At 43.5% G+C, this 25,498-nt stretch carries 23 protein-coding genes; 6 read left to right on the top strand and 17 right to left on the bottom strand.

Features of this window, described 5'->3' with window-relative positions:
- Positions 1-7: 7 nt before the first annotated feature.
- The 6 genes from AC4JOV_RS02075 to nadA form a co-directional block, all read right to left on the bottom strand.
- Positions 8-475, bottom strand: coding sequence for a hypothetical protein (locus AC4JOV_RS02075; protein ID WP_229936779.1), 468 nt, complete (start codon positions 473-475; stop codon positions 8-10).
- Positions 456-1,340, bottom strand: a complete 885-nt coding sequence (lpxC, locus tag AC4JOV_RS02070) for a UDP-3-O-acyl-N-acetylglucosamine deacetylase (protein WP_229936780.1) — start codon at positions 1,338-1,340, stop codon at positions 456-458. Before lpxC ends, AC4JOV_RS02075 begins: the two co-directional genes overlap by 20 nt.
- 100 nt (positions 1,341-1,440) lie before the next feature.
- Complete coding sequence (pgp6, locus tag AC4JOV_RS02065; protein ID WP_229936781.1) at positions 1,441-2,823, bottom strand: peptidoglycan metallopeptidase Pgp6; 1,383 nt, start codon at positions 2,821-2,823, stop codon at positions 1,441-1,443.
- 68 nt (positions 2,824-2,891) lie between these two features.
- Positions 2,892-3,881 carry a DHH family phosphoesterase gene (locus AC4JOV_RS02060; protein WP_229936782.1) on the bottom strand — a complete coding sequence of 330 codons (990 nt, stop codon included), beginning with the start codon at positions 3,879-3,881 and terminating at the stop codon, positions 2,892-2,894.
- Position 3,882: 1 nt separating this feature from the next.
- On the bottom strand, positions 3,883-4,701 hold the full coding sequence (nadC, locus tag AC4JOV_RS02055) for a carboxylating nicotinate-nucleotide diphosphorylase (RefSeq protein WP_229936783.1): 819 nt from the start codon (positions 4,699-4,701) through the stop codon (positions 3,883-3,885).
- A gap of 4 nt (positions 4,702-4,705) precedes the next feature.
- Entirely contained in the window at positions 4,706-5,701 is a 996-nt protein-coding gene (gene nadA / locus AC4JOV_RS02050; RefSeq protein WP_229936784.1) for a quinolinate synthase NadA, read from the bottom strand.
- 110 nt (positions 5,702-5,811) lie between these two features.
- On the opposite strand from nadA, the gene plsY reads away from it, so the two are divergent.
- The 5 genes from plsY to AC4JOV_RS02025 all read left to right on the top strand — a co-directional run bounded on the left by plsY (position 5,812) and on the right by AC4JOV_RS02025 (position 9,535).
- A complete protein-coding gene (gene plsY / locus AC4JOV_RS02045; RefSeq protein WP_229936785.1) occupies positions 5,812-6,435 on the top strand; it encodes a glycerol-3-phosphate 1-O-acyltransferase PlsY in 624 nt (207 codons plus the stop codon).
- Entirely contained in the window at positions 6,435-6,764 is a 330-nt protein-coding gene (locus AC4JOV_RS02040) for a dihydroneopterin aldolase (protein WP_229936786.1), read from the top strand. The genes plsY and AC4JOV_RS02040 overlap by 1 nt, the downstream gene beginning before the upstream one ends.
- A gap of 158 nt (positions 6,765-6,922) precedes the next feature.
- The gene (hsrA, locus tag AC4JOV_RS02035; protein WP_229936787.1) at positions 6,923-7,597 is read left to right on the top strand and encodes a homeostatic response regulator transcription factor HsrA; all 675 of its coding nucleotides are present in this window, start codon (positions 6,923-6,925) and stop codon (positions 7,595-7,597) included.
- A 156-nt stretch (positions 7,598-7,753) separates the two neighbouring features.
- On the top strand, positions 7,754-8,008 hold the full coding sequence (locus tag AC4JOV_RS02030; RefSeq protein ID WP_229936788.1) for a YfhL family 4Fe-4S dicluster ferredoxin: 255 nt from the start codon (positions 7,754-7,756) through the stop codon (positions 8,006-8,008).
- 3 nt (positions 8,009-8,011) lie between these two features.
- Positions 8,012-9,535 carry a Ppx/GppA phosphatase family protein gene (locus tag AC4JOV_RS02025; RefSeq protein ID WP_229936789.1) on the top strand — a complete coding sequence of 508 codons (1,524 nt, stop codon included), beginning with the start codon at positions 8,012-8,014 and terminating at the stop codon, positions 9,533-9,535.
- 119 nt (positions 9,536-9,654) lie between these two features.
- Here the strand turns inward: AC4JOV_RS02025 and bamA are convergent, their stop codons facing one another.
- Positions 9,655-12,018, bottom strand: a complete 2,364-nt coding sequence (gene bamA / locus AC4JOV_RS02020) for an outer membrane protein assembly factor BamA (protein ID WP_229936790.1) — start codon at positions 12,016-12,018, stop codon at positions 9,655-9,657.
- A 165-nt stretch (positions 12,019-12,183) separates the two neighbouring features.
- Here bamA and AC4JOV_RS02015 point away from each other — a divergent pair, with 165 nt between their 5' ends.
- Positions 12,184-13,023 carry a prephenate dehydrogenase gene (locus tag AC4JOV_RS02015; RefSeq protein WP_404820145.1) on the top strand — a complete coding sequence of 280 codons (840 nt, stop codon included), beginning with the start codon at positions 12,184-12,186 and terminating at the stop codon, positions 13,021-13,023.
- Here AC4JOV_RS02015 and AC4JOV_RS02010 read toward each other — a convergent pair.
- The 10 genes from AC4JOV_RS02010 to AC4JOV_RS01965 all read right to left on the bottom strand — a co-directional run bounded on the left by AC4JOV_RS02010 (position 13,018) and on the right by AC4JOV_RS01965 (position 25,489).
- Positions 13,018-14,910, bottom strand: a complete 1,893-nt coding sequence (locus AC4JOV_RS02010) for a TIGR00341 family protein (RefSeq protein WP_229936791.1) — start codon at positions 14,908-14,910, stop codon at positions 13,018-13,020. The two genes, AC4JOV_RS02015 and AC4JOV_RS02010, sit on opposite strands and share 6 nt — an antisense overlap.
- A gap of 45 nt (positions 14,911-14,955) precedes the next feature.
- Positions 14,956-16,449 (bottom strand): BatD family protein, encoded by a 1,494-nt coding sequence (locus AC4JOV_RS02005; protein ID WP_229936792.1) that lies wholly within the window; start codon positions 16,447-16,449, stop codon positions 14,956-14,958.
- 45 nt (positions 16,450-16,494) lie between these two features.
- On the bottom strand, positions 16,495-17,421 hold the full coding sequence (locus AC4JOV_RS02000; protein ID WP_229936793.1) for a tetratricopeptide repeat protein: 927 nt from the start codon (positions 17,419-17,421) through the stop codon (positions 16,495-16,497).
- The gene (locus tag AC4JOV_RS01995; protein ID WP_229936794.1) at positions 17,418-18,386 is read right to left on the bottom strand and encodes a VWA domain-containing protein; all 969 of its coding nucleotides are present in this window, start codon (positions 18,384-18,386) and stop codon (positions 17,418-17,420) included. The genes AC4JOV_RS02000 and AC4JOV_RS01995 overlap by 4 nt, the downstream gene beginning before the upstream one ends.
- A gap of 134 nt (positions 18,387-18,520) precedes the next feature.
- Positions 18,521-19,444: a vWA domain-containing protein gene (locus AC4JOV_RS01990; RefSeq protein WP_229936795.1), complete on the bottom strand. Its 924-nt coding sequence runs from the start codon at positions 19,442-19,444 to the stop codon at positions 18,521-18,523.
- The gene (locus AC4JOV_RS01985; protein WP_229936796.1) at positions 19,431-19,889 is read right to left on the bottom strand and encodes a hypothetical protein; all 459 of its coding nucleotides are present in this window, start codon (positions 19,887-19,889) and stop codon (positions 19,431-19,433) included. Before AC4JOV_RS01985 ends, AC4JOV_RS01990 begins: the two co-directional genes overlap by 14 nt.
- A gap of 80 nt (positions 19,890-19,969) precedes the next feature.
- A complete protein-coding gene (locus AC4JOV_RS01980; protein ID WP_229936797.1) occupies positions 19,970-20,803 on the bottom strand; it encodes a DUF58 domain-containing protein in 834 nt (277 codons plus the stop codon).
- A 181-nt stretch (positions 20,804-20,984) separates the two neighbouring features.
- A complete protein-coding gene (locus AC4JOV_RS01975) occupies positions 20,985-21,932 on the bottom strand; it encodes an AAA family ATPase (protein ID WP_229936798.1) in 948 nt (315 codons plus the stop codon).
- Positions 21,933-22,106: 174 nt separating this feature from the next.
- Positions 22,107-23,273 carry a beta-barrel domain-containing protein gene (locus AC4JOV_RS01970; RefSeq protein ID WP_229936799.1) on the bottom strand — a complete coding sequence of 389 codons (1,167 nt, stop codon included), beginning with the start codon at positions 23,271-23,273 and terminating at the stop codon, positions 22,107-22,109.
- Positions 23,270-25,489, bottom strand: a complete 2,220-nt coding sequence (locus AC4JOV_RS01965; RefSeq protein WP_229936800.1) for an ATP-binding cassette domain-containing protein — start codon at positions 25,487-25,489, stop codon at positions 23,270-23,272. Before AC4JOV_RS01965 ends, AC4JOV_RS01970 begins: the two co-directional genes overlap by 4 nt.
- Positions 25,490-25,498: the final 9 nt, after the last annotated feature.

Below are 25,498 nucleotides of genomic sequence, written 5' to 3'. Positions count from 1 at the left end.
TCTATTCTTAAACAGCCGGAATGATATACTCAGGTGTTGACTCTTCATCTAACGGTAGATCTTGAATACTTTGAGGCAATGCAAACGCTGCATCGACCGGCTGATCAATTTTTTTTGTTATTATAGTCTCTTTTTCCTTGGTAAAATAAAGGTTCCCCATTGCTTTGATCGGAGCACCGTTATTCAGGGCAAAAGCACTACATCCCAAACAGTTGATGCCCCGTGTAATCTCTATCGTCTTTAGCATAATATAGGTGAGCTTGATCGCCATATAAGAACCCGGTCCCCGCGTATAGATGATATCGGATAGGTCATAGCGCTCCATATAACTGTTCAACAGCGGCAAGAGTATTTCTGAAGTCTTTTTCTCACTGGAAGTGCTCTCTATCAACGCTTTATCTCTGTAGAGGCCTATCAAGAGAGGTGAGGAGATAGAGATAACGAGAAGCTCGTATTTAGGCAAATGATTTTGCAAATTCCCTACTTTTTAGCTCATCTACTGTAACAAACTCATAGTTTGCAGTGTCAGCCAACAGTTTTGATGTTAATTGATAGTTCAGGTTGTGACTCCCGGCAAACGATTCGTATTTTCCGAGAATATTGTGTCCTGATACCATCATATCACCCATTGCATCAAGGATCTTATGTCTTGCAAACTCATTTTCAAAACGCAATCCTTCAGGGTTCAGTACTTTATGGTCATCCAGACCGATCGCATTTTGTAAGGATGCCCCCAATGCTAGATTTTGGCTCTGTAGATATTGAATATCTTTTGCAAACCCGAATGTTCGTGCCCGTGCGATCTCATTGATAAAGTTCTCCGTTGAGAAGAGGAACGAGTGACTCTGATCCCCTATTACCGGGTGGTCAAATTTCACATGAAAGTCAAACTCAGCACTATGGTGAGGGGTAAGCCTTACGAACTTCTCTCCCTCCTTCACCTCAACTGCTTGTTTGACTCTTATCACTTTTTTAGGGGCATCTTGTTCTACGATACCTGCCTCATCAAACAAAAGACAAAAGGAGATTGCCGATCCGTCCATTGCCGGCATCTCATTTTCATTCACCACTACTCTGAGATTATCGATCCCGTAGGCATAGACTGCAGAAAGAAAGTGCTCAATCGTAGAGATAAATCCTTTTTCGTTACCGATGACTGTCGCCATTTTCGTATCAATGACAGCTGCCGGAGAGAGAGGAATACTCATTGCAAGATCTTCACGGTAAAAGACAATACCTGCATCTACATCTAAAGGCTCCAGTCTCAGTTTGATAGGTTCACCTTTATGCAATCCGATTCCTACAACCTCAACCGGCTTACTTATTGTTCGCTGTTGCATGCTGCTCTCTCCTTTCATCAATTTGGTGCATTATAGCAAATTTTCTATACTTTTACAAAATGCAAATATTGTTCTATCTCTTCATTGAAGGATAATAAGGTTATTTTTTGTCGATAATCTTATCAGCCTCTGCAAAAATATTGTCAATATTTTTTTTGATCCAACCCGCATCAAACCACTCCACCGGTCTTACTTCAACCCCCTGCACCAGGACACCAAAGTGGAGATGGTCACCCAGAGCCAAGCCTGATACTCCGGTCTTAGCAATGGCTTGATTTTTTTTCACATACTCACCCTCTTCTACCAATAGCTGTGAACAGTGCCCATAAAGCGTATAGAGTCCAAATCCATGGTCTATCATCGGCATATTCCCATAGATACCGTTAAATCCGGCATAGACAACTTTACCCGGATTTGAACTTCTGATCACTGCCATCTTGGTACTTGCCAGGTCGATTCCGACATGACTGGAACGGGAAACCTCATTGGACCTATCTCCATAGTAATAGTGTCTCTCATCTCCGTAGCTTGCAACCTTAGCACTGTTTTTAAGCGGATAGAACTTTCCCATTTTCCATGTAGAAAGCATCTTATCCGATACCACTTTGCTCAACGTGTGAATCTTATCTTCATTCTTAAGGCGCATTGTTTCATTTACAGCTCTTAATTTATCCAGTCTATCACTCACCTCTTCATCCTCAGAGCTTGTAGAGGCAAGATCTGTGATCTTGCCATCGATGAAACTGTCTCTTGCCTGAATCCAGGAAACTTTATAATTATGATTTATAAGATAAAAAGGTACCTTGGTTTTTCTTTGATTGCCTGCTTCATCTTTGGCAATCACATATGCATCAAACTCCTGCTGATTGAAAGGCCAAGCTACCAGCGTCGCATAATACCCTTCTTGTTTATAGGGCTGTACTTTAAAGTGGTTGCCGCCTGCTTCTACATAAAGCCTCTCCAGGTTCTCATCCTCTGCAAAGAAGACCACTAAAGCAGCTCCCCCTTGTGTAATACTGTAGGAGTTTGCAAGGATATTGATCGTAGGCCTTCTCGTATCTACCTTGATATCAATGAGCTTTTCGCTCTGATTTCCCTTAAATGTGTTCCAGAGACTTTGATCAACGACCGTAATTTTCATCTTCAAATGTTTCGCTTTAGGATCAAGCAGCTTACTTTTCGGGTACTTTACACTAAGGATACGTTCTTTAACCCCTTTTTCGAACTCTCCTTGTCCTACAATGACGCTTGTTTTTCCATCACTCAAAACCAACTTGAAAGATTTAAGCCCTACATTATCGGTCAGTTTGACCTTAAGCGGTGTTTTTTTATTCCAATAAAAGTCATTTTGACTCGTGATCTGAGGTGCTACTCTCTCGAACTCAGGTGAGGTATATAGATATCCTCCCCCCAGAAGAAGCCCTAAGAGAATCACTATGATCATCCATTTACCGCTACTCTTTTTTTTACGTATACGACCCATCTTTTATCCTAAATCAAGCTATTTTTCTAAAATTGTATCGATACTTTTTTTATCTATGCTTACACTCTTCAGATTTCATCCAGTAACCTGAGTGTATCTATTGTCTTTAAAATACGTTCGATCATCCTGTCGATAGTCACTTCCTCACTGGCGGGAACCATAAAACCTGCTGCTACTTTATGCCCTCCGCCGCCAAATACCTTTGCCATACTGGAGACATCAACACTTTTGCTTCTCAAAGAGATACGTAACCCCTCTTCCAGTTCCATAACAAAGCATGCAACCTCAACCGTGGCAAGTGACTTGCCATAATCCACGATACCCTCCATATCGGGTATAGTAGCCCCGGAAGATGCGATATCTTCTTTTGTCACATAGAGTGATGCCACCTTTGCTTCATGGTGCAGGGTTAACGACTCCAGTGCCCTCTGCAGGATACGAAATGCACCCAAAGGCTTTCTTTGGGTAAAGTTCCGTGAGACATAAGCCGGATCTACACCGGCCTCTACAAATGCTTTGGCCACATCCAATACCTCTGCAGTCACACTCGAAGTGGTAAAATAACGGGTATCAGAGAGCAGTGCCGTATAGAAACAGGTAGCTGCACTCTGATCTATCGCATAGAGTTCTTTAAAAAGCATATAAGCTACCTGTGAACTTGAAGCCAGTTCAGGCAAGACAACATTGATAGAACCATAATGGGTGTTGCTTTGATGATGATCGATATTGATTAGTTCTCTGTTGCTTACATCAAACCCAAGCCTGTCCAGACTCCCGCAGTCACACGTGATCACCAACCCTTTTTCATAATCCATTTTGTGTTTTATCCGTTGAAAGTGCGGCAAAAAATCCAGATATCTGGGGAGTGCAGTTGATGCATTCACCACTTCGATCTTTTTCCCTCTGTAATTGGTAGAGAGAAGATGATAGATGCCAAGAGCCGTACCCAGGGCATCTGCATCAGGGTTGATATGGGAGAGTATGGTGATACTCTCTGCTGCTTCTATCTTCTGCAGAACTGCATCACAGGGCAGAGACAATGCCACGTTGCTGTCCACCCTATTCAACCTTCATCGAAAGATCGATCCAGTTGGCCTGATGGATAATACTCCCCGAACTGATCGCATCGACACCGGTCTCAGCAATCTCACGTATGGTCTCAAGTGTAACGTTTCCGCTGGCCTCCAGTAGGATATGTGGATAGTTTTCGTTTCTGAAAGCTACCACTTCACGTGTCTCTTCCAAACCCATATTGTCACACATCACGATATCAGCCCCTGCTTTCATCGCACGTTGGACCATCTCCAGGGTTTCACATTCGATCTCCACTTTGGAAGTAAACGGGATCTTTTGACGTACCTCTTCCATAAAACTGTCCAGATCATCGATCGTTTTGAGGTGTGTGTCTTTGAGCATCAGACAATCATCCAGACCCATGCGGTGGTTCAATCCCCCGCCGCAGCGTACCGCATATTTTTCAAGCTCACGCAGCAGGGGTCTGGTCTTGCGTGTATCAAGCAGCTTCACACCGGTCCCCTCGATCGCTTTGACATACCGGTTTGTCAATGTTGCGATAGAGCTTGCATGCAGCGCCACATCCAGCAATGAACGCTCTAAGGATAGAATAGTCTTGGAGGGACCGTAGATATCCATCAGTCTGTCACCTTTGGAGAAGGCTTCACCATCTTCGATCGCCCACTCTATATGCAGATGATACATCTTTTCAAATGCTTCCAGATACTCACGACCTCCAAAGACGCCGTCACTTTTGGCAAGGATATAGGCCCTGATCGCTTTAGAGTCGCTAATACGGCTGAAGAGGTCCCCTCTGCCCACATCTTCCTCTACCATCGCCTCGATAAATTTTCTTTTCAGCATCATTCTACTTGATCGCCAACATTCGCTCTAGTGCCAGGTTGGCATACTTTACCGTATGCGGATCTACAACGATCTCATTGATAGGATTGCCATCTTCAATCGACTTGAGTGTCAGATAGAGATCTTCCAGCGTCGTCTCGTTCATTGTCGGACACTCCGGTTTGGTTGAGGAGAGTACATAGGTATTTTTCTCTCTCATACGGTTGACAAGGTTATACTCCGTACCGACAGCGACCTTTTGTTCCGGATCAAGATCGTTCACATACTTGATCAACTGTGAAGTCGATCCCGTAAAATCCGCTATCTTCACTACGGAAGGATCACTCTCCGGGTGTACAGCGATCTTGATACCCGGATACTTGTTACGGTAAAACGCTACATCCTCTACCGTAAAGAGCTGGTGTACCGAACAGAAACCGTTAAAACAGATCACATCTGCCTCTTTGGGATCACATTCGCCCTCTCCGATCACACATGACTTAAGCCCCATGCTGTTTGCAAAATTCTGCCCCAAACAGCGGTCAGGAACAAAGAGAATCTTTTTGCCGCTCTCCAGACCTTTTTCAATGATCTTATAGGCATTGGAAGAGGTACATACCATTCCTCCCATCTCTCCGACCTTTGCTTTCACGGATGCATCGGAGTTGATATAGGTGATCGGCAGGATATTCTCCTTGGCAACCCCGTGTTTCACCATATATTCAACACTCTCATCAAAGTAACTTCCGTCAATCATTCTTGCCATCGCACAACACGCGATCTTTGGCATCAATACACGTTTTTCAGGAGCGATCACCTTGACACTCTGTCCCATAAATCCCACACCGGCAAAGACAACCCATGGGTTTTTATCTGCCTTACATCTCCGTGCAAGCTCCAGTGAATCTCCTGTGATATCTGCCATCTCAAATACTTCATCACGCTGATAGTAGTGTGCCACTACCGTTACATCCAGCTCTCTCTTGAGCCTTTCTATCTCAGCTTTATAATCTATACTCATTGCTATCCTTCAGTATCACTAAAAGGGTTCTTTCCATAAAACCCCAGAATTGTATGATTTTATCTAAATTCGGATAAAATTGCACTATCTTAAGAAAATGGAAACCACATATGGATCTACTAAGTAACCAAAATATACTACTCTACCTTGCAGCCTATATTCTTGCAGGTATACCATTCGGATACCTTTTGGCAAAACAGTTTGCAGGCGTCGATATCAAACAGGCGGGAAGCGGTAATATCGGAGCAACCAATGTACTAAGGGTTGTGAAAGAAACAGATCCCAAACTTGCAAAAAAGCTGGGGGCTATCACACTCTTCCTGGATGCGATCAAAGGGATCATCGTCATACTCATTGCTCAATTCCTGGGTGCCCCCGAGGGTGTACTCTGGACGATCGCAGTGCTTGCCGTACTCGGCCACTGTTTTTCAGTCTTTTTGGCATTTGAGGGAGGGAAAGGCGTTGCTACCGGTTTTGGTGTATTGCTGGTGATGATGCCGATCCCCGCATTGATCGCGATTGTCGTATGGCTTATCGCGGCCAAAGGGCTCAAGATCTCCTCACTCTCTTCACTGATCGGATTGATAGCGTTTATTATCGCTTCTTACATCCTCTATCCTGAAGTACCGGAGATCACATCCCATGCCCCGATCTGGATCATCGCATTTGTGATCTTTTATAAACATATACCGAATATCGTCAGACTTTTCAAAAAAGAGGAAGGACAGGTCTAATGACGATTCATATCGAGGCATTGACCTTTGAAGTGATCATAGGTCTGCTTGATTTTGAACGGGAAAAACCGCAAAGGGTTATAGTGGACATGGAAGCTACCTATCCCTACAAAGATATATTTCTGGATTATGCCAAGATCACAGAGAGTATCATTGCACATCTGAAAACCAAGCGCTATGAGCTCCTTGAGGATGCACTGCTTGGCATCAAAGATGAATTGATGGGAGAATATCCCCAAATCACAGCTCTGAAGCTGAAAATCTCCAAACCTGATATCCTTTCCGAATGTTCTGTAGCACTCAGTCACTCCTGGGAATTTAATTCTTAAAAAAAACTTTTACAACTACCATATATTATGTTATAATTAAGCAAAGTTTAACTTTTTTGGATATTAAGTCAATATCCTAAGATTGAAACGAACAAGGGTAGATGAGCCTGAGTATGGCATAGAGAGTTTACTGAGAGTAAGAGAAAAGGAGCTTCACTATGAGAATATTGATCATAGAGAATGATGAGGAACTAAGTAAATCATTAAATGATGTACTGACTTCGCAAAATTATCAGTGTGATATCGCTGAGAATATCAATGATGCTAGATATATGCTTGATATCAGAAATTATGATCTTGTGCTTTTAAGCTGGGACAAGGCTGCTAAGTCAGGTATTGACATTATTACAGAGATCAAACGAGATGCACACAAAACATCAGTGATCGTACTTTCAGACAGACTGGAGAAAGAGAGCGAGATCGAAGCACTGCGTGCGGGTGCAGATGACTTTATCCGTAAACCTCTGGATTATGACATTCTCCTTGTACGTGTAGAAGCGAAACTCCGTTTCGGTGCTTCCAATATCATCGAGATAGACGAACTTATCATCAATCCCGAAGAGGAGAAGATCATCTATGAAGGTGAAGAGATCGAGCTCAAGGGGAAACCTTTTGAGGTACTCACCCATCTCGCTATGCATAAAGACCAGATTGTTTCAAAAGAACAGTTACTTGATGCGATCTGGGAAGAGCCGGAGCTTGTTACTCCGAATGTCATCGAAGTTGCCATCAACCAGATACGACAGAAAATGGATAAACCGCTTGATATTTCAACGATCGAAACGGTGAGAAGAAGAGGTTACCGATTCTGCTTTCCAAAGAAGATAAACTAAGTCCTAATTGGGCTTAGCTCTTTTCTCTACACTTTACCTCTTTTTATTCAAAAAAAGTAAATAAATTTTATAAAAGTTTTATTTTAAATAAAGCATAAGGTTTCTTCGGTTATAAATCAGAAAAATAAGAAAATAAAATTAAAAGTTGAGGAAACCATGGCTTTAATAATCAATGATGAATGCATCGCGTGTGATGCATGTAGAGAAGAGTGTCCAAATGAAGCAATTGAAGAAAATGATCCGATCTATCTGATTGACCCGGACAGATGTACGGAGTGTGTCGGTCACTTCGATGAACCTCAATGTATTGCTGTATGTCCGGTAGATTGTATCGTTCCGGACCCGGATAATGTCGAGAACGTAGAAGAGCTGAAGTTCAAATTCGACAAACTTCAGGAAGAGTACAGTTAACAGATGAATCATAGAACCGCCATTATCGATATCGGTTCTAACTCGGCCAGGCTTGTCATCTATGAAAAGACAAGCCGCTACGGATTTCATCTCATTTGCGAACAGAAATCCAAAGTCCGTATAGGTGAAGGGGCCTACCAGAAGGGAGGCTATCTGCAGCCTAATGGTATCAAACGGGCATTTCTTACTCTCCAGTCTTTCCAGGAAACCATTCAAAAATATAAAACATCCAAGACCCTATGTGTAGCAACTTCAGCGCTTAGAGATGCCCCTAACGGCAACGCTTTTGTCAGCTGGATCAAAAAAGAGCTTAAACTTGATATCCAGGTCATTGACGGTAAAAAAGAGGCACAATACGGTGCTATCGCTGTGAGCAATCTTTTACCGGTCAGTGAAGGGATCACGATCGATATCGGTGGCGGTTCGGCAGACCTCGCATTGATTAATAAAGGAAAGATTGTTGACACGTTCTCCCTTAATTTAGGTACGGTCAGGCTCAAAGAGCTTTTTTTTGATAAAGGGAAACCGTTACAGGATGCTATAGACTATATTCATCACGCTTTGGAAGCACTTCCTGCACACTTCAAACATCATAGGGCTATCGGTATCGGCGGAACGGCAAGAACCCTTTCTAAATCCATTATGAAATCAAACCAATACCCTCTGGATAAGCTCCATGCCTACCGTTATACGGTAACCGAGGAACGACATGCCTATTTTCAAGAGATCTATCGCTCTTCGGCAAAAGGGCTGAAACGTTTTCCGCTCAAACGCAACCGTTATGATACGATCAGAGAGGGGACATTGATCTTTGATGAACTGCTTAAACAGATGGAGGTTGAAGAGGTCATCACAAGCAGTGCAGGTGTACGTGAAGGGCTGTTTTTAAACAGTTCCCTGAATAAACGTACCCACAAGTTCCCGGAAGGGAAAAATCCAAGTATCGAGTCTATCCTGAGCCGGTTCAAACCGATGGTCAACATCGAAAAAAATAAAAGAGCCAAACTTCAAATCGCTCTTTCACTCTATCATACTTTTCTACACAAGACCTCTCTGGAGAAAACGTATGAAAGTGAACTTCTCTATGCCCTGAAGCTATCCAGCATAGGAAAAACGTTGACGATCTACCGTTCACATAAACATGCCTTTTATATCGCCATGCAGGAGCTTAACTACGGCTTTACCCATGAACAGATAGTACTGATAGCCCTTCTATTACGTTCAGACAATGATGGTACCCTGCCGAAGATCCTTCTTAGAGAGTATAGATCCTTACTCCCTTCAAAAAAGATCCTTGCATGGCTCAGTTTCTTCTATAAGCTCACGATACTGATCCATGAAGCATCCAATGGTGCTAAAATCGAATTTACCTATGAGAATCAGGTACTGGTGATCTACTCTGACAAGTCACTCTACCTGGCAAAAGAGAAGATCAGGACATTGAAAAAGCCTATCCCTTTTGCGATCATTATCGCAGATAAGAACGAGCTTCCAAAGAATAAGTATTTAATGATAAGTGATAAGTGATAAGTGATAAGTGATAAGTGATATTTTCATAGTTGGGCTTTGCCCAACCTTAATTGGCAAAAGCTTTTCAGAGAAAAGCCTACCAAACCTGCTCCCTACCCCTGCTCCTTACTACTTTATCAAAACTTTGTTCCCATAGAGAACTCAAAGACCGAGGTTCTATCTCCATCTTTAGAATTGAGTGCTTTGGCAAAGACCAGATTGATCGGACCAAACCCTGATTGCCACTCTATCACGGCACCCGTAGAAGCTCTGGAGATAGTGTCAAAACTCATCTCACCATCCTTTATCGGCACAGAATCTGTTCCGATGACACCATAGTCAACAAAGAACGCCAATCTCATCTTTGCAGCTTCAGAGAGAGGGATACTTGCCTCCAGACTTATCGATGCACTCTTCGTACCACCGATACGTCTGCTCGTTTCATTGAGATCATAATTAGGAAGTTCTCCATCATCTGCGGCCCTTTTAGTACCGGCATCGTCCATAATAACCGTAGGAGAGAGAGAATACGGATCATACCCTCTTACCGATCCTATACCTCCCATAAAGAGTCTTTCCCCTATAGGGATATACTCATCATCTCCTGCTGAAAGTACCGTAAATCTTGCTTTGGCACGTAAGATCAAATCATAATCAAGCATATCTTCCATCCCATAATAGGCACCGAACTTACCTGAAAACTTTGTGAAGTCTGCAAAGTCTGTATAGCCTTCTTCGATATTCTCCGGATCAAGATCACCGCTTAACATTGCCAGTTCAACACTTGTAGAAGCGATAAACCCTTCTCTTGGTTGATAATAGTCATCAGTATTGTCAAACTTTACACTGGCAAAGCCTGAGGTTTTCTGATACTTATCATCATAAAAAATATCCTGATACAACGTTGTGTTTGCATCTGAATTCACTTCAGACTGGTTATCAACATAGCCGACTCCCACGGAAGCATAAATATGTCTGTAGAACTGACGTCCCAAAGAGAGATTCGCACCCAACTGATCCTGTGTAAAGTCGATATACTCATAGTCACGTTTATAGACACTCAAACCCAGACTGTAGAGGCTGTCCCATACTCTAGGATTGGCAAATGAGACATTATAGTTCGTTGAAATCTTGGAAAGTTCAAATCCTAACGTACTGCTGATCCCTGAACCAAAGAGGTTTTTGTCCGAGATAGATGCATTGACCATCAATCCTTCATAGGAACCGTAACCACCACCTGCAGAGATCGTCCCTGTCGGAGCCTCTTTTACTTTGACCAGAAGGTTGATCTTGTCCGCACTGACCCTTTGTGTTTCAATATCCACCTTTTCAAAGAACCCGGTTCTACCCAATGCATTTTTTGAATCTTTCAAGTCTGTTGCGTTGTACTTATCTCCCGGAGCAAGATAGATATATCTACGGATGACCCTGTCTTTGGTTACGCTGTTTCCTGAGATCAATACGTCATTGATCGTTACAGGTACCCCCTCTTTGATCACATAATTAAGATCAAGTGTTTGCGTCTTAGGCTCTTTATGCATCTGTGGGAGAATATCAACATAGGCATACCCACGGTTCCCTATCTTCTCTTTAAGATGATTGATATCTGAACGCATACGGTTGATATTAAACACTTTTCCGGACTTTAATGTAAGATCCTCCATCAACTCTTTTGTATCTAGACCTTTGAGGTTTTGCGTGATAGTGATCTTACCGATACGATACTGTACCCCCTCTTTGATCTGGTAGTCTATATCAGCATTATAGGAACCGAAATCCACTTTCATTAGAGGCTTACTGACATCTGCATCAAGGTACCCTTTTTGCATATATGCCTCTTTGACTCTGTAAGAGTCATACTCGAGTTGATCGACTTTGGCTACGCCATCATCCAGGAACGGTATCCATCCCCAAAAATCGACCTCTTTATTCGCTAAATTGGCCTCTATTTCACCCTTGTCCAGCTCTTTTGCACCGACAAGGTTCATTTTTTGGATCGTGATCTTTTCACCCTTATTGACATCAAAGACAAGGGAGACACTGCTTTGGCTGACTTTGGCAGTCGTTACCTCTACCACCGTGTCATAATATCCCTGGCTTTCCAGGTTTTCAATCAGTGCCTTTTTCGCTTGCTTCACACGTCTTTGATCATAGAGATCACCCTTTTTAAGTCCTGTACTTGCAAGGAGTTTCTCCCCCTCATCACCTGTACCAAACCCCTTTATTTTAAGGTTTGCAATCGCCACTTTCTCTTTGAAGTGATAGATGAGCGTGCTGCCTTTACTCTCTACCCATACATCTTCAAAGTAGCCCTGTGCATAAAAGTTTTTGACGGATTGATTGATCTTGGTAATATCCATCTCATCACCAACCTGGATTCCTGATATCTCTGTAGCGACACTTGGAGAAAGATGTGCTAGACCGATATACTTGATCTGACTAATTTTTTGTGCGATGAGCAACGTCCCCACGAGTACCAAAGAAAGCGCTATTTTCTTCATTTCCTTTTAACCTTGTCCTGCAAATAATTTTGCTAATAGTGTATCTTTTTATATCTATCTAGCACCTTAATCCATACTCTATCGCATGCTATGGGTGACGTGGATGAGGCCACATTGAAGATTCATGAAATCATGCTATAATCTGCACTTTATAAGGATAGGTGAATGGATATGACAAACGTCGGAATTATCGGTCTTGGACTTATGGGAGGTTCCTTGAGTATCGCACTTCAGGAGCGATCGAATGCATACCGCTTTATCGGACTGGATCACAATGAGACCCATCAGCAGCAGGCACTTGAACTCGGGCTTGTCCAGGAGATCGTGCATACACTTGAGGAGATCAGCAAGTGTGACATCATCATCCTCACGATTCCCGTAGACGGGATCATCGCTATCTCTCAACAACTTCACAACCTCGATGAAAAATGCACCGTAATAGACCTCGGCAGCACCAAAGCAAAGATCTCGGCCTCTATCCCCGAGTCAATCCGTACGAACTTCGTCACTGCCCATCCGATGACAGGAACAGAAAAGTTCGGTCCTAAAGCAGCCATTCCGAAACTCTATGAAAACAAAGTCGTTGTTTTATGTGATCTGGAAAAAAGCGGAACCCATCAACAGGAAGTTGCAAAGAAGATTTTTACGGAAATCGGCATGAAGCTTGTCTTTATGGGTGCCGAAGAGCACGATAGACATGCCGCCTTCATTTCACATATGCCTCATGCCCTGAGCTACTCTTTGGCGAACTCTGTTATGAGACAGGAAGATGCGAGCAGTATCGTGGCACTTGCCGGCGGTGGATTTAGAGATATGAGCCGTATTGCCAAATCCTCCCCTCATATGTGGGAAGATATCTTTAGGCAGAACCGTGCTAACCTCATCGAAGCGATAGAGAGCTTTGAAGTAGAACTCAAGAAATGCCGTAAGATGGTTGAAAACGATGAGTGGGAAGCATTAAACCACTGGATGGGGGAAGCCAATACCCTGCACGATATCTTATAGCCGGTATCTGAAAGTTACCACGACATCCACCTCTTTCCCCACCAAAGACTCTATCTTTGCTTTTAAGACCTTTTTACCTGCTTTTGAGAGTCTGCCCGAAGTGATCACTTCGCAATGTATCTCATCGACACCTTGGCGATGGTACACTTCAACACTTCTTAGCTTGATAGCCTCACTTTCTATCAGGAAGTTTGTATTTGAGAGTCTGCTCTCTATCCTGATATCTTCTCTCATGGTACCAAATGCGCTATAAAGCGGTACAGCAACTGCAAATACAATGATCATCCATACCGTAACCCCTTTTTTTGCGATATGCAGCGGAGAATATCCAAGCATCATAAATATCAGCGCAGCAGCCAGAACAATCCCCACCAGATTGGTAACAAAGAGCAAAAAGGCCATACCAAACATATGCCACTCGCCCCAACCAAGCCCTATACCGGATACCGCTAGCGGCGGTACCAGAGCCACGGCGATCGCCACACCTGCAAGTGACCCCATGATCTTTTCATTACTCTTTGCATAGGCTGCCGCTGCACCGGAGACAATAGCTACAAAAAGATCCAAAATCGTAGGATGGAGTCTTCCCACCATTTCAGAGGTAAGCTTCTCTATCGGAGTGAAAAAGGAGATTAGCATGGCAGTGAGCAATACACTTATCACGCCTATCGTAATACTCTTTAGCCCTCCGAATGCCAACGCACTATCCTGTCGCAACACGCCCATACTCATACTTACTATAGGCTGCATCAGCGGGGCCAAAAGCATCGCACCGATGATCACCGAAGGAGAATTGATATAGAGTCCGAATGTAGCGATCATCGTTGCCAAGATCAGCAGCGTCATAAACGCGGAACTCAGCTGGGCCTCTTCACGGAGATTGGTAAAGAGTGCAGCATACTGTTCCTGAGAGGCATGGGTAAACAGCGGTATCGCTTTTTCAAGATAGGCACTACTCTCTTCATCACAGGGAAGATGATCAAGTTTGATACTGTCTTTAGGCTGTTTCAACTCCCCCTGTCGTTCCCAAAACTCCTCTCCTACACTGAGTGCTATTGCCTCTTCTTTCGCTGTAAGTGTAATAGGGGTATGAAGTTCACAGCTCGAATCCACAACTGCAGTCAGGACTCGGGAAGCCTCTATCCTGACGGAAGAAGATCTAAGATACCCTACTGAGTCTGGCAACCTCTTTGGCGTAAAGCGTGATACCAGTGATTTAAAGAGGTACCCCATATACTGTATGGTAGAACCCGGCGAAAGCACCACCAATGAGAGTTTTCCATCGCTGGCAAAAAGCTGTGTAGGAATCAGCCTTGATGCAAACGTCTGAATAGGATACTTTAGCCCCACGATACCTACGGCTGAAAATTTGACGGTATTGTCATTGCCGTCAACGATCTTAAAAGAGGTATGATGCAGTGACTTTACCCGTTTCAGTGTACTGCCGAAAAGTTTGATCCTCTCCCAGAGACCTTTCCCTTCAAGTACCGACTCATACTGATCAAGAGGAGGGACATCTCCCACTACCACTTCCTGCAGTACGATCCTATCCTCTGCATAAAGAAGATCGACTCTTTTTTCACTGGGAGTCACTGCAAGAGCAATCGCCTCTTTTGTATCGGTAGGAAGGGAAAAGGTTTTAATGAGCTGTTTCTGTTCAGGCTTGGGAATGATACCGATAGAGATACCTGAGTGCTCTGCAAGCATAAGCACCTCTTTGATCTCTTCCAGTGTCCCGGTAACAAGAAGATGGGATGCCTGGTCTATATCAAAATGTTCTATTTGTGATAGGGGGAGGCTTTTTACCCCCTGATCATCCAAGTATGTTTTATACTCCTCAACAAATGGTGCATTTTCATCTGCATAAAGATAGTAGGTCCGGCCCATACAGTACTCCCTTCCTCACACGTTAGGAATATTGTATCATATCTCCTATTGGACTTTTTCGATAAGTCTCTTAAGTACCTTTTTATCTATGGTGATACTTTTATCTCCGTTCTTTTGGGCATAGAGTTTTCGTACCATCTCTTCGATTTCAGGATCTTCATTGATATGAGGGTAGAGTTTCTGCAGGGCTTCATCATGGCTACACCCCTTTTTCTTATACTTTATCCCGGAGAGCAATTTGAGCATAAGGTACATTACGATCATTCCAGAACCAAAAGAGAGAACCAGCATCCACCATGCTATCGGCTGTACTGCTTGCACCTCTTCACTCTTCTGGACCGGTATACGCTTCTCAAGCGGCTTATCTTCAGCCTTTGAGGGGGCAGTCACTTGAGGAGTTGTAGCAACGAGTGCGCTGCTGTCCCCTTTTACCTTCACATCATAGGACGAGATCTTCAGCACTTCAAGATGCAAGGTTTTAGGGTTGTAGAGAGTAAAGCTTTTTTCCGGAATCGTAAAATCCTTATCTGAGATCATCGCAAAGCTTTTTGTATAACTGCTATAGAGAACACCGTCCTTTACCCTGCTCTCTACCTTGGCATCATCCGAGAATATTGTCACACCGTTAATCTCATAAGGCGGGAGCTCAAAATCTTCAAGGTTTCCCTTCCCCTCTATTTTAATCGTCAGGTTGACAGGTTTATTGACCTCTACCTCAGTCGTATCCACGGTTGCGTCCAGAGTAAACTCTCCGATGAGATCACTCTTTTGAGGCTGTGGTTTGACCTGAATCATCAGATCATTGGAGCTGATATCATACCATTGTGTCGCATAACGCCCAAAAAAATCACGGCGTCTGAGATCAGCCTCTCCCAGCTTTGCTGTTGCAGCACCGACGGTAAAGTTTCCGTCACGCTTAGCTGTCAGGAGATACGCTTTTTCTACTATGGTATATCCGTTTTGACGATACTGCTTCGGCTCACCCAGTGCCTTGCTGTAAAAGTCCTGCATCTGAGGATCAGCAAAATCAGTAAGCTTCGCACCTTGTATACTGTCTGAGATAGAGACATAGAGGTTCACGATAAAACTCTCCCCGGCCATCACTTCTCTTTTCTCGCTCTTGAGCTCAAAGGAGTAGAGGGAATCAGCCTTGAGTTTCGGGGCTTTGGAGGCAACGACTTTGACAGTGATCGGTTTGGTCTGATACTCTTTACCATCGATCTTCACCGTATAGGAAGGAATCGTCAGATCTTTTTGGGGAACAAAACCGATGACCATTGTCGTGATCTTCTCGCTTTTCATCTCTCCATTGATATAGGTCATGTTCCTGCTGCTTTGCATCGAACTTCCCGCTACTGTTGCACCCTCAATCTCAGTGATCCGGGGAAACTCAACCTCATCCCCCTCGGCACTGATCTGCAACCTGGCAACATTGCCTTCGATCACTTCAGAGGCAGAAACTCTTGCCTCTACGGATGCTGCCTGAAGCACCGCAGATAACAGATGGAAAATAATGGTCAGGATAACTAGTTTTTTCATAAAAAGCTCCTCTCAATACTCAGCACTAAACTCTCAACGCTCACTCTACCAAGGGTTTGCATGACTCTTCTCCTCCTCTTCTTCTCGACTCATCTGATACATCATCGTAGGCATCTTCTGATCACCCATCTTCTTCATCAGCCGTTTCATCTCTTTGGCCTTCTGTTTCTCTGCTTCGCTCATCTGAGCTTCTCTACCTGAAGCACGCTGTTTTTGTTTTTTTTGCTCTTCAGACTTTTTATCTTTGGCATTTTTCTCTTGCTGCTCTTTCGCTTTTTGCGCTTCTTCTCTCTTTTTTTGCTCCTCTTCTTTTTGTTTTTTCTCCTCTTTTTTTCTTTGATCCTCTTTGCCTGTTTCTCCCTCTTTGTTCTCCTGGTTTTTCTGCTTTTCCTGTCTATTCTGAGGTTGACTCTTTTGTTGGTTTTTTTGCTCTTGATTGTTCTTCTTCTGATCTTTTTTTTGCTGATCCTGCTTCTTTTGATCCTGGTTTTGCTCTTGTTTCTGCTGCTCTTTCTGATCTTTTTGGTCCTGGTTCTGTTGCTCTTTTTGCTGTTGCTGTTTTTTCTGCTCTTCTTGCTGCTTCATCTTTTTTGCCAGATCAAGGTTAAAGCGTGTATCCTTATCCTCTCTCGCTTCCAGTGCTTTCTCATAGGATTCTATTGCCTTATCCCATGCTTTTTTCTGAAAATAACTATTACCGATATTATGCTGTCTGGCTGCTTCGTCTATGCCTTGGGCACTCTCATAGGATTTGATTGCCGCATCATAGTTTTTTGACTTGTATTGGGCATTACCGATATCATACTTGGTTTGAGGCAGATTCTTGTCCAGTGCGTTGAAAAGTGCTTCACTTTTGGTAAACTCTTTTGCATCATACGCCTGCTTCGCCTCTTCAATCGTCTTAAAATCCGTCAAGCCAGCCACGGCATAAGTAGCAAAAGAGTAGAGACAAATACTCACAAATCGTTTCATCTTCTTCTCCTTGGAATAGAACTCAATGCAATCAGCAGCAGCAACACTCCTGCACCAAGAGGATAGTAGAAGAGCTCTACTCTCTCTTTGATCCTTACTTCACCCTGCTGCTCATCCTGATAGTTGTTTTTAATAAGCGTAGCCAGTTTCTCTATATCCTCTTTCCCGTGACCGGCAACGATACCTTCACCGCCGCTTTTCTTTGCCAATGAGAGCAGCGCATCATTCCGCTGTGTGATAGCCATCGTGCCATCTTCAAGCCTATAGGGTTTCCCCTCTTTTGTCAGTACCGGTGCACCTTTGGTCGTACCGATAAGTACGACATATAGATCGATCCCGCTTTGCTCCAGGATATCGGCAAACCCTGCGATCGCCTCTTCATCCCCTCCATCGGTAAAAAGCACGACGATCTTCGGCTCTTTTTTCTCCAGTACATCGCTTGCCAGCAACCCCAGTTCACTGAAATTGGTCGAGCCCATAGTGATGTAGCTGTCATCTACCCCTTCCACCATCATCTTAAGTGTCTGTTTATCGGCTGAAAAGGGTGCAAGAATAAAGGGGGAGTGTGCAAAGGCAAGTACACTGATCTCATCGCTAGGCATCATTTCAAAGAACTCAAACATCTTCTTTTTGGCAAACTCCAGACGATTGGGGTATAAGTCCGTGCTGCGCATAGAACCTGAGATATCCAGTCCGACTAGCAGGCTCAACCCCTTCACATCCACTACCTTGTCCCCCTTCTCTATCACGGGACGTGCCAAAGCTACGATCATCAAAAAGATCGCTACAAACATCGTTATATTGCGTATCACGAGAGGTATCGTCTCATCACTGGCACTGAGACGTTTCAGTACCTTCTCATCAAAGACACGTGAAAGCTTCTCTTTATTCGTGGAGATCAGGATAGCGAATATAATAAAGGGGACGATGAGTATCCAAAAGAGTGTTGAGTTGACAAAGCTCATCTTAAAGTCCTTTTTGTAGGTCGGGGTGTCCCCACCCCGACATTGATATAATGGGCTTGTTGCTGTTGCAATTCATTCAAAGTTTTTGTCGGGGTAAGGATACCCCGACCTACGATCATCAAATGATTCATTTTCTATATCCCTCTTGCATTTCTGAAATAGACAAACCCAAGCAGACTCAGTATCGCAAACAGGAGAGGATAGATATAGAGATAGGTATGCTGTACCACTCTCTTATCCTCAATCTTGGTGACTTCAAGTCTGTCGATCCCTTCATAGATGCGGCTCAGCTCGCTTGCATCTTTCGCCCCGTATGCCTGAGTCCCTCCCGCATCTGCCAAAATTTTGAGGTAGGAAGCATCATAATCCCTGTTTGGATATCCGATTCCGATCACATAGAGTTTGATATCCTGTTTTTTGATCATATCTACTACATCTTCCAGCGGGATCCTGCTGCCGTTATCGATACCGTCAGTCAGTAAGATAGCGATCTTGGATTTGGCTTTGGATTTGCTCATCATATTATAACTTTGTACCAGAGCATCCTGTATTGCTGTGCGTTTTCCGTTGATCATTCCGATATACTGCATAGAGATGATCTTCTGTAGAAACTCCTTCTCAAATGTCAAAGGTGAAGCGACAAACGAGATCGCTCCGAAGCTCACCAATCCTATACGGTCATTTTCCCGTTTGCCGATAAAATCCTCTACGACCTCTTTGACCACCTCAAACTTGTTTTTCAGAGGGTTTTCGGCATCAAACCCACGCTGAAGCATCGATTCACTTGCATCTGTGATCAGTACGATATCACGTCCCTCTTTTTTGGTATTGGTATAACTGTGGGAAAGTACAGGAGAAGCCAGTGCGATAATTGCAGAGACGATCCCAAACCATTTGAGAAACATAAGCAATGAACTCTTATCTACACTGCCGGCTACGAGTTTCTGCACATGGGGAAAAAAGATCGCCCGGCTGCGCTCCCTGCATAACTTTGCACAGACCAAAAACGGAATGATCAACAGAAGTAAAAAGGGAAACTCAAAACTAAATTGACTCATCTGTGATCCTCACAAAGAGATGAAACTGGTTGAGGGTATCCTGGTCTACTTCCTTGACCACTTTTTTATACTTGTACTGTTCCAGCATCGGCTCAAGCTGACTGAAGAGCTCCTCTCTTCTCTCATCGGTAGCCAGCAGTCTTGCATATTTGGTTGCCTCATAAGCAGCATGCTTGCTGTCCTCCCAGTCTATCTGCTTGAGTCTTTCAAGATAGACTTTTGCCAGGTTCACCTTGCGGTTCTCCCAAAACTTTTTTGCGACAAAGAAAAGAATCCCCAGCCCAAGCAACGCAAAAAAACCGATCAATCCCCAATAGATATAGAAAGAGTGGTCCGGTATCTCCAGAAGCGGCTTGATATCCCGTAACTGGGAGGCAGGACTCTGCTCATTTCCATTCGCAAAAGTGAATAGTGAATAGTGAATAGTGAATAGTTTGAGTTGCAATGCAACGCCTTTATCAGAAAAACAGTTTTCAAAGAAAACTTTTCCATCACTCCTAATTCCTAACTCCTCACTCCTCATTATTATCCTCTCCTCATTGCATTCATCAACTTCAGTGCGGGCTCTTCATCTGTATAGACTTTGACAAAGCGTATCCCCTGCTTCTTAAACTGTTTGTACAACTTCTCATCATTCTCATGGATCGCTTTTTTATATGCCTTTAAAGCCCCTCTATTGATATCGCCTTCGAAACTTTTTTTACTCTCCATATCGATCAGACTGAGGTAACCCAGTTCACTCGGATCTTCTTCAAACCTGTCTCTGATCACTACAGCCACAACGTCATGTTTTACACTCAGAAGTCTGAGATCGATATCCCCGATGAAGTCTGAAAGGATAAAAAGCAGAGACTTCTTTTTGAGACGGGTGTTCAGCATCTCGGTAAGTTTGGCAAAATCTGACTCTTTTCCCAAAAGTTCAAACGCTGTGACGTCCTCTACCGCTTTATGGATAGAGAAGTGTTTTTTACTCGGCTTGCTTCTTTCATACAGTGCATCGGCAAAAAGGATATGGGTAAAAAGATCACTGTTTTTCACCGCGGAAAACCCAAGGGTCGCAACCAGCTCAGCCACAACATCACTCTTCTGTTTGACTGTACCGAAATACATCGATCCGCCAAGCATAGACACGACCACCACATTGAGCTCACGCTCCTCTTTGTAGATCTTTACATAAGGTTTTCCCAGCTTTGCCGTCGTCTTCCAGTCTATCTTTCGTACATCATCCCCGTAGACATATTCACGAAGTTCCGCAAACTCGAACCCTTCACCCTGGAAAAGCGAAGCATTGTTTCCAAGCATGTCGCCATAGACCTGCTTTTTGGTTTTAAGAATGATCTTTTTAGCTGCTTTGTTCAATTTAGGCCTTTGTCTTCATACTCATACTCTCACACTGATCAATACTTCCAACGCGGTTATCCGCGTGAGCCTTCCGCTGAGGACTAGCACCTAAAGTGCAGTGCAAGCGAAGAACTAAATTCTGAATCGTAAAACCCAGTGTTAACGTAGTCAAATGGACTTGGTTCATTTGGCGTCCTATTTATGGAATCGGTACTGCCGCCAAAATCTTCTCGATGATCATATCCTGAGTGATATCTTCAGCCTGCGCTTCATAGCTGAGAATGACACGGTGTCTAAGAACCTCTTTGGCGATATATGCCACTTCGATAGGGGATACATACTCCTGCCCTTTCAGATAGGCAATTGCACGGGCAGCTTTATACATATCGATACTTGCTCTTGGGCTTGCCCCGAACTCGATATAGGCTTCCAGCTCTTCAAGTCCGTACTCCTTGGGCGCACGTGTTGCATGCACCAGCTCTATGATATAGGCTTCAATCTCTTCATCCATATGGACAGCAAGTGCCTCTTTACGGATCGCCTCCAGATCATCAAGACTTGCAACCTGATTGATCTCTTCAAAACCGCTATTGGCTACCCTGCGGGCGATCTCAAGCTCCTCTTCTTTTGTGTTATAGCCTACCACTACTTTCATCATAAAACGATCCAGCTGTGCCTCAGGAAGTTCATACGCTCCCTCCTGCTCCACCGGATTTTGTGTTGCCATAACCAAAAAAGGGAGATCGATCTTGAAGGTATCATCACCGATCGTCACCTGACGCTCCTGCATCACTTCAAGCAGTGCTGATTGTACCTTTGCAGGTGCACGGTTGATCTCATCGGCCAAAAGGAGGTTGGTGAATACCGGTCCTTTTTTGATCTTAAAGGAGTTGTTTGAAGGATCGTAGATCTCTGTACCGATGATATCGGAAGGAAGCAGGTCGGGGGTGAACTGTACACGTTTGAAGTCCAGTCCCAGTGTCTTTGCCAAGGCATTTACCGCAGTGGTCTTTGCCAGTCCCGGTACCCCTTCCAGGAGGATATGCCCCCTGCATAGAAGACCTGCCAATAGCCCCTCAACCATCTTATCTTGTCCTACAAGAACTTTGGAAATCTCTTTTTTGATATTTTGTACGACTTGACTCAAAATACGCTCCTAAGTAAATGTTAAAAAAAGTATACTTATGTCAAGTTAATTGAAAGTAAATCATACTGCCGGATGGCGGAAAAGAGTGAAAAAAGAGGAGAAGCAGGCAGTTTCTATACACTATCTCGCTTTAAATGAAAAGTAAAAAGCCGCCCTTTATAAAGGCGGCTGAGATTAACGCTCACTAAATGCTTTGTTGAGTGTTTTCGTGATAGGCTTGGTAATATATTGCCATACCGTTCGTTGCCCTGTAATGATATCCACTTGCGTGGTCATCCCAGGTGAGACCACGACCTCTCGGCCGTTCTTAGCGACCAGTGTTGTTTCGGACAAGACGACTTTCACTTTAAAATAATATTTATTGCCTGTTTCTGTTTTTTCCATTAAGGCATCCGGACTGATATAGGAAACCTCACCATCAAAAATCCCATAGATACTATAGTCGTAAGCATCCAGTTTTACTGCCACTTTTTGGCCCTTCTGGACAAATGATACCTCTGATGTCGGTAACTTGGCTTCAATGATCAACTTATCCCCGTATGGTACAAGCTCCATAATGATGTCACCGCCTCTGACTCTTGCCCCTTTTGTCGTAACAAGAATATTTTTTACGATGGCATCCATAGGAGATCTGATATCTGTCCATTCCAAAGTAATTTTCTTATCTGCCAACTCCTGTTCTTTTGTTGAGAGTTCCTCTTCCGCTTTTGTCATTTCAGTTTGGGAATCTTGAAAATATTTGTTTCTTACATTGGAAAGTTTTCCATTCAGATCCGCAATCTGTCTTTTGAGCTTAATGATCTCAGCTGAACCGATATCCCCGGTCTCAAGAAGCGGCAGGTTATTATTGAGCTCCTCTTCTGCCAGTGCCAACGATTCACTGATGGCAGAGGTCTGATCCTTGATAGCCTGCTGACGTCTTTTAAAGAGTTCCGTCTGGTTTGCTACAAACTCCGGATATGCTTTGACTTCATCGGGGAAAACCAACGGTTTATCAAAGACTTCTGCCTGAAGTCTGATGAGCGTTGCTTTAAGTGCCGCTACTTTTGCCTTACTGTCATCATAGGCAGCTTTTGCCTTATCCTGTTCGAGTAGAATAAGCCTTTGATCTGTCTTTACACGCTGACCCTCTTTGACATAGATTCTCTCTATCACCCCGTCTGTTGCCGCTTGGATCTCCTGTGTTTTTGCAGTAGCAATGACCTGACCTTCCGCATGTGATATCTGATCGAGTGTAGCAAACTGAGACCAGATCAAAAAAGGAATAATCAACAGAAAAAATGAGCCAAAAATAATCCATAAAGGATTGACTTTCGTTACTAATGGTATATGTTCTCTCATACGTTACTCTTTTCCTGATTATTTGATGCTGGCGCTGTATTTGCAGCAGCCGGTTTCGCTGGCGGCTGCTTTTGCTGTTGTTTTGCATTGGCTAGTTTTCCCAGTATCTCATCTCTCGCTCCATCCATCACAATTCCTTGCGGCGTCATAATGATAATCCTATTTACCAATTTCAACAACGAAGGCTTGTGTGTCACAACAACCAATGTCTGATCATTTGCAATATTGGATTCTAAAATTTGTATGATTCTCTTTTCTGTCATATCATCCATGTTGGCAGTCGGTTCATCCAATAACCATATTTTTGGATCCGTCAACAACATCCTCGTGATAGCGATAAGCTGTTTCTGCCCTCCTGATACACTGTTTCCGCCTTCAGGGATGATCGTATCAAGCCCTTTTGGCAAATTGTTGATAAGCATAGAAAGACCGGTTTTCTCTGCTGCTTCCATGATCTTTCTATCATCCACTCCCACAAGCCCTAATACAAGGTTATCCCTTAGTGTTCCTGATATCAACCTGGTGCTTTGTGACAGATACCCTATCGTTTCACTTATCTTATCTCTTGCGATCTGTTGGATATCTATATTATCGATCAACACTTTCCCTTCTGTCGGGGCATAGAGTCCTGACAACATCTTCAGCAAGGTGGATTTACCGGAACCTATGACTCCCAAAATCGCGATCTTCTCACCAGGCTTTATCGTCAAGTTGGACACAACAACAGATGCCGTATCTTCACCATACTTGAATTTCACATTTTGACAATTATAGATCGGCGTTGTGATATCAGGGAATAGAGGCTTATCAACGCCTTCGTTATCATTTGGCAACGCATAGATATTGTCTATGTCTTTGACTGCTATCTTCGCTTTCCCCCACTGCATGAAAAGGTTTGGCAGCATTGCCAGAGGAGAAAGCACTCTACCGGAGAGTATAGATATCGCGATCAATCCCCCCATCGTCAGTGTATCTGTCGTACTGACGATATATGCCCCTAACGCGATGAGTCCGACATAACTCATTTGCTGTAGAAAGGCTGCAATATACCCTGACAACTCACTGTAGTGTCTAATGCCTATATCATCATAGATGGCATCCTCACTTAAAGCATTCCATTTACTTAATACCGCATAACCGTGACCGGAAGCTTTTACCGTCTCTACACTCTCCACTGCCTCAACAAGAAGCCCCAGTTTTTTGTTTGAAGCGGCAACTGACTGCATGGTCAAAAATTCTATCTTGTTTTTAAAGAAAAATGCCATCATCAAAGACAATGCAAAAAAGATCATAGGAACCAATCCCATATAAAACCCGCCGATCATCATAATGATGACAAGAAAGAATATTGTGAATGGAAGATCAATGACAAAATACATCGCTGCACTTGAAATAAAAGAACGGATGGCAACATAGCTTTGAAGTTGTGCAGAGAGCGTACCGATACTCTGGGGTATCACATCAAGCCTGATCTTTAAAAAACGGTCAAAAATATTATGAGAATAACTTTTGTCTATTCTTACCGATGCATGGTCAAGTATAATCGATCTGGCAACTTTCAGTATCATCTCCAACAGTATCGCGATGAACACACCCACAACAAGCCATACCAATGTGGACATTCCATGGGTTGGGATTACCCTGTCATACACCTGCATACTGAAAAATGATGTTCCCAGCGCCAAAAAGTTTATACTAAACGTTGCAATTGCCGCCTGAATAATACGCGGTTTTTCTCTGAGCGCAACCTCTTTGAACATTTCATAGGCATTTTTATTGACTGCCGCTTTTCTCTTTTCTCTTATCGGAGTGTAGAGTGCAGTCTCTGTGAGCTCATGGTAGCTTATCCCCTCTTTCGTGTCACATTTATATTGTTCATTGGGTAGTTTCTCCAAAACAATACACATTCCCCCATCCGGGATGAGAGCAAGTGCAGGCAACATTTCATCATTAATCGTGTGTGACCACTTTGGCGTTATGAGGTTAAAAGCATTAAAAATTTTTTCATAATAGGCAACAGCCGTATCATTACTTGCGGTCGTATGCAATGCAAGTTGACTTACAAGTTCGTCGTACTCGTACTTTGAAAGCATGAAGTTTGAAAAATGAGGCAGTGAGCAGGTTTGGGTCAACCATTCACTATCCTTTTCCAACTCTTCTAAACTTTTATAAAATTCTGTTTGAATGTTTTTAACTACGCTGTCTTTCACGCTCATTTATCCCCC

The sequence above is a fragment of the Sulfurovum sp. MH2-6 genome, assembly GCF_058374785.1.
The sequence above is the reverse complement of the archived record's forward strand: the minus strand, read 5'-3'. Positions and strand labels throughout refer to the sequence as shown.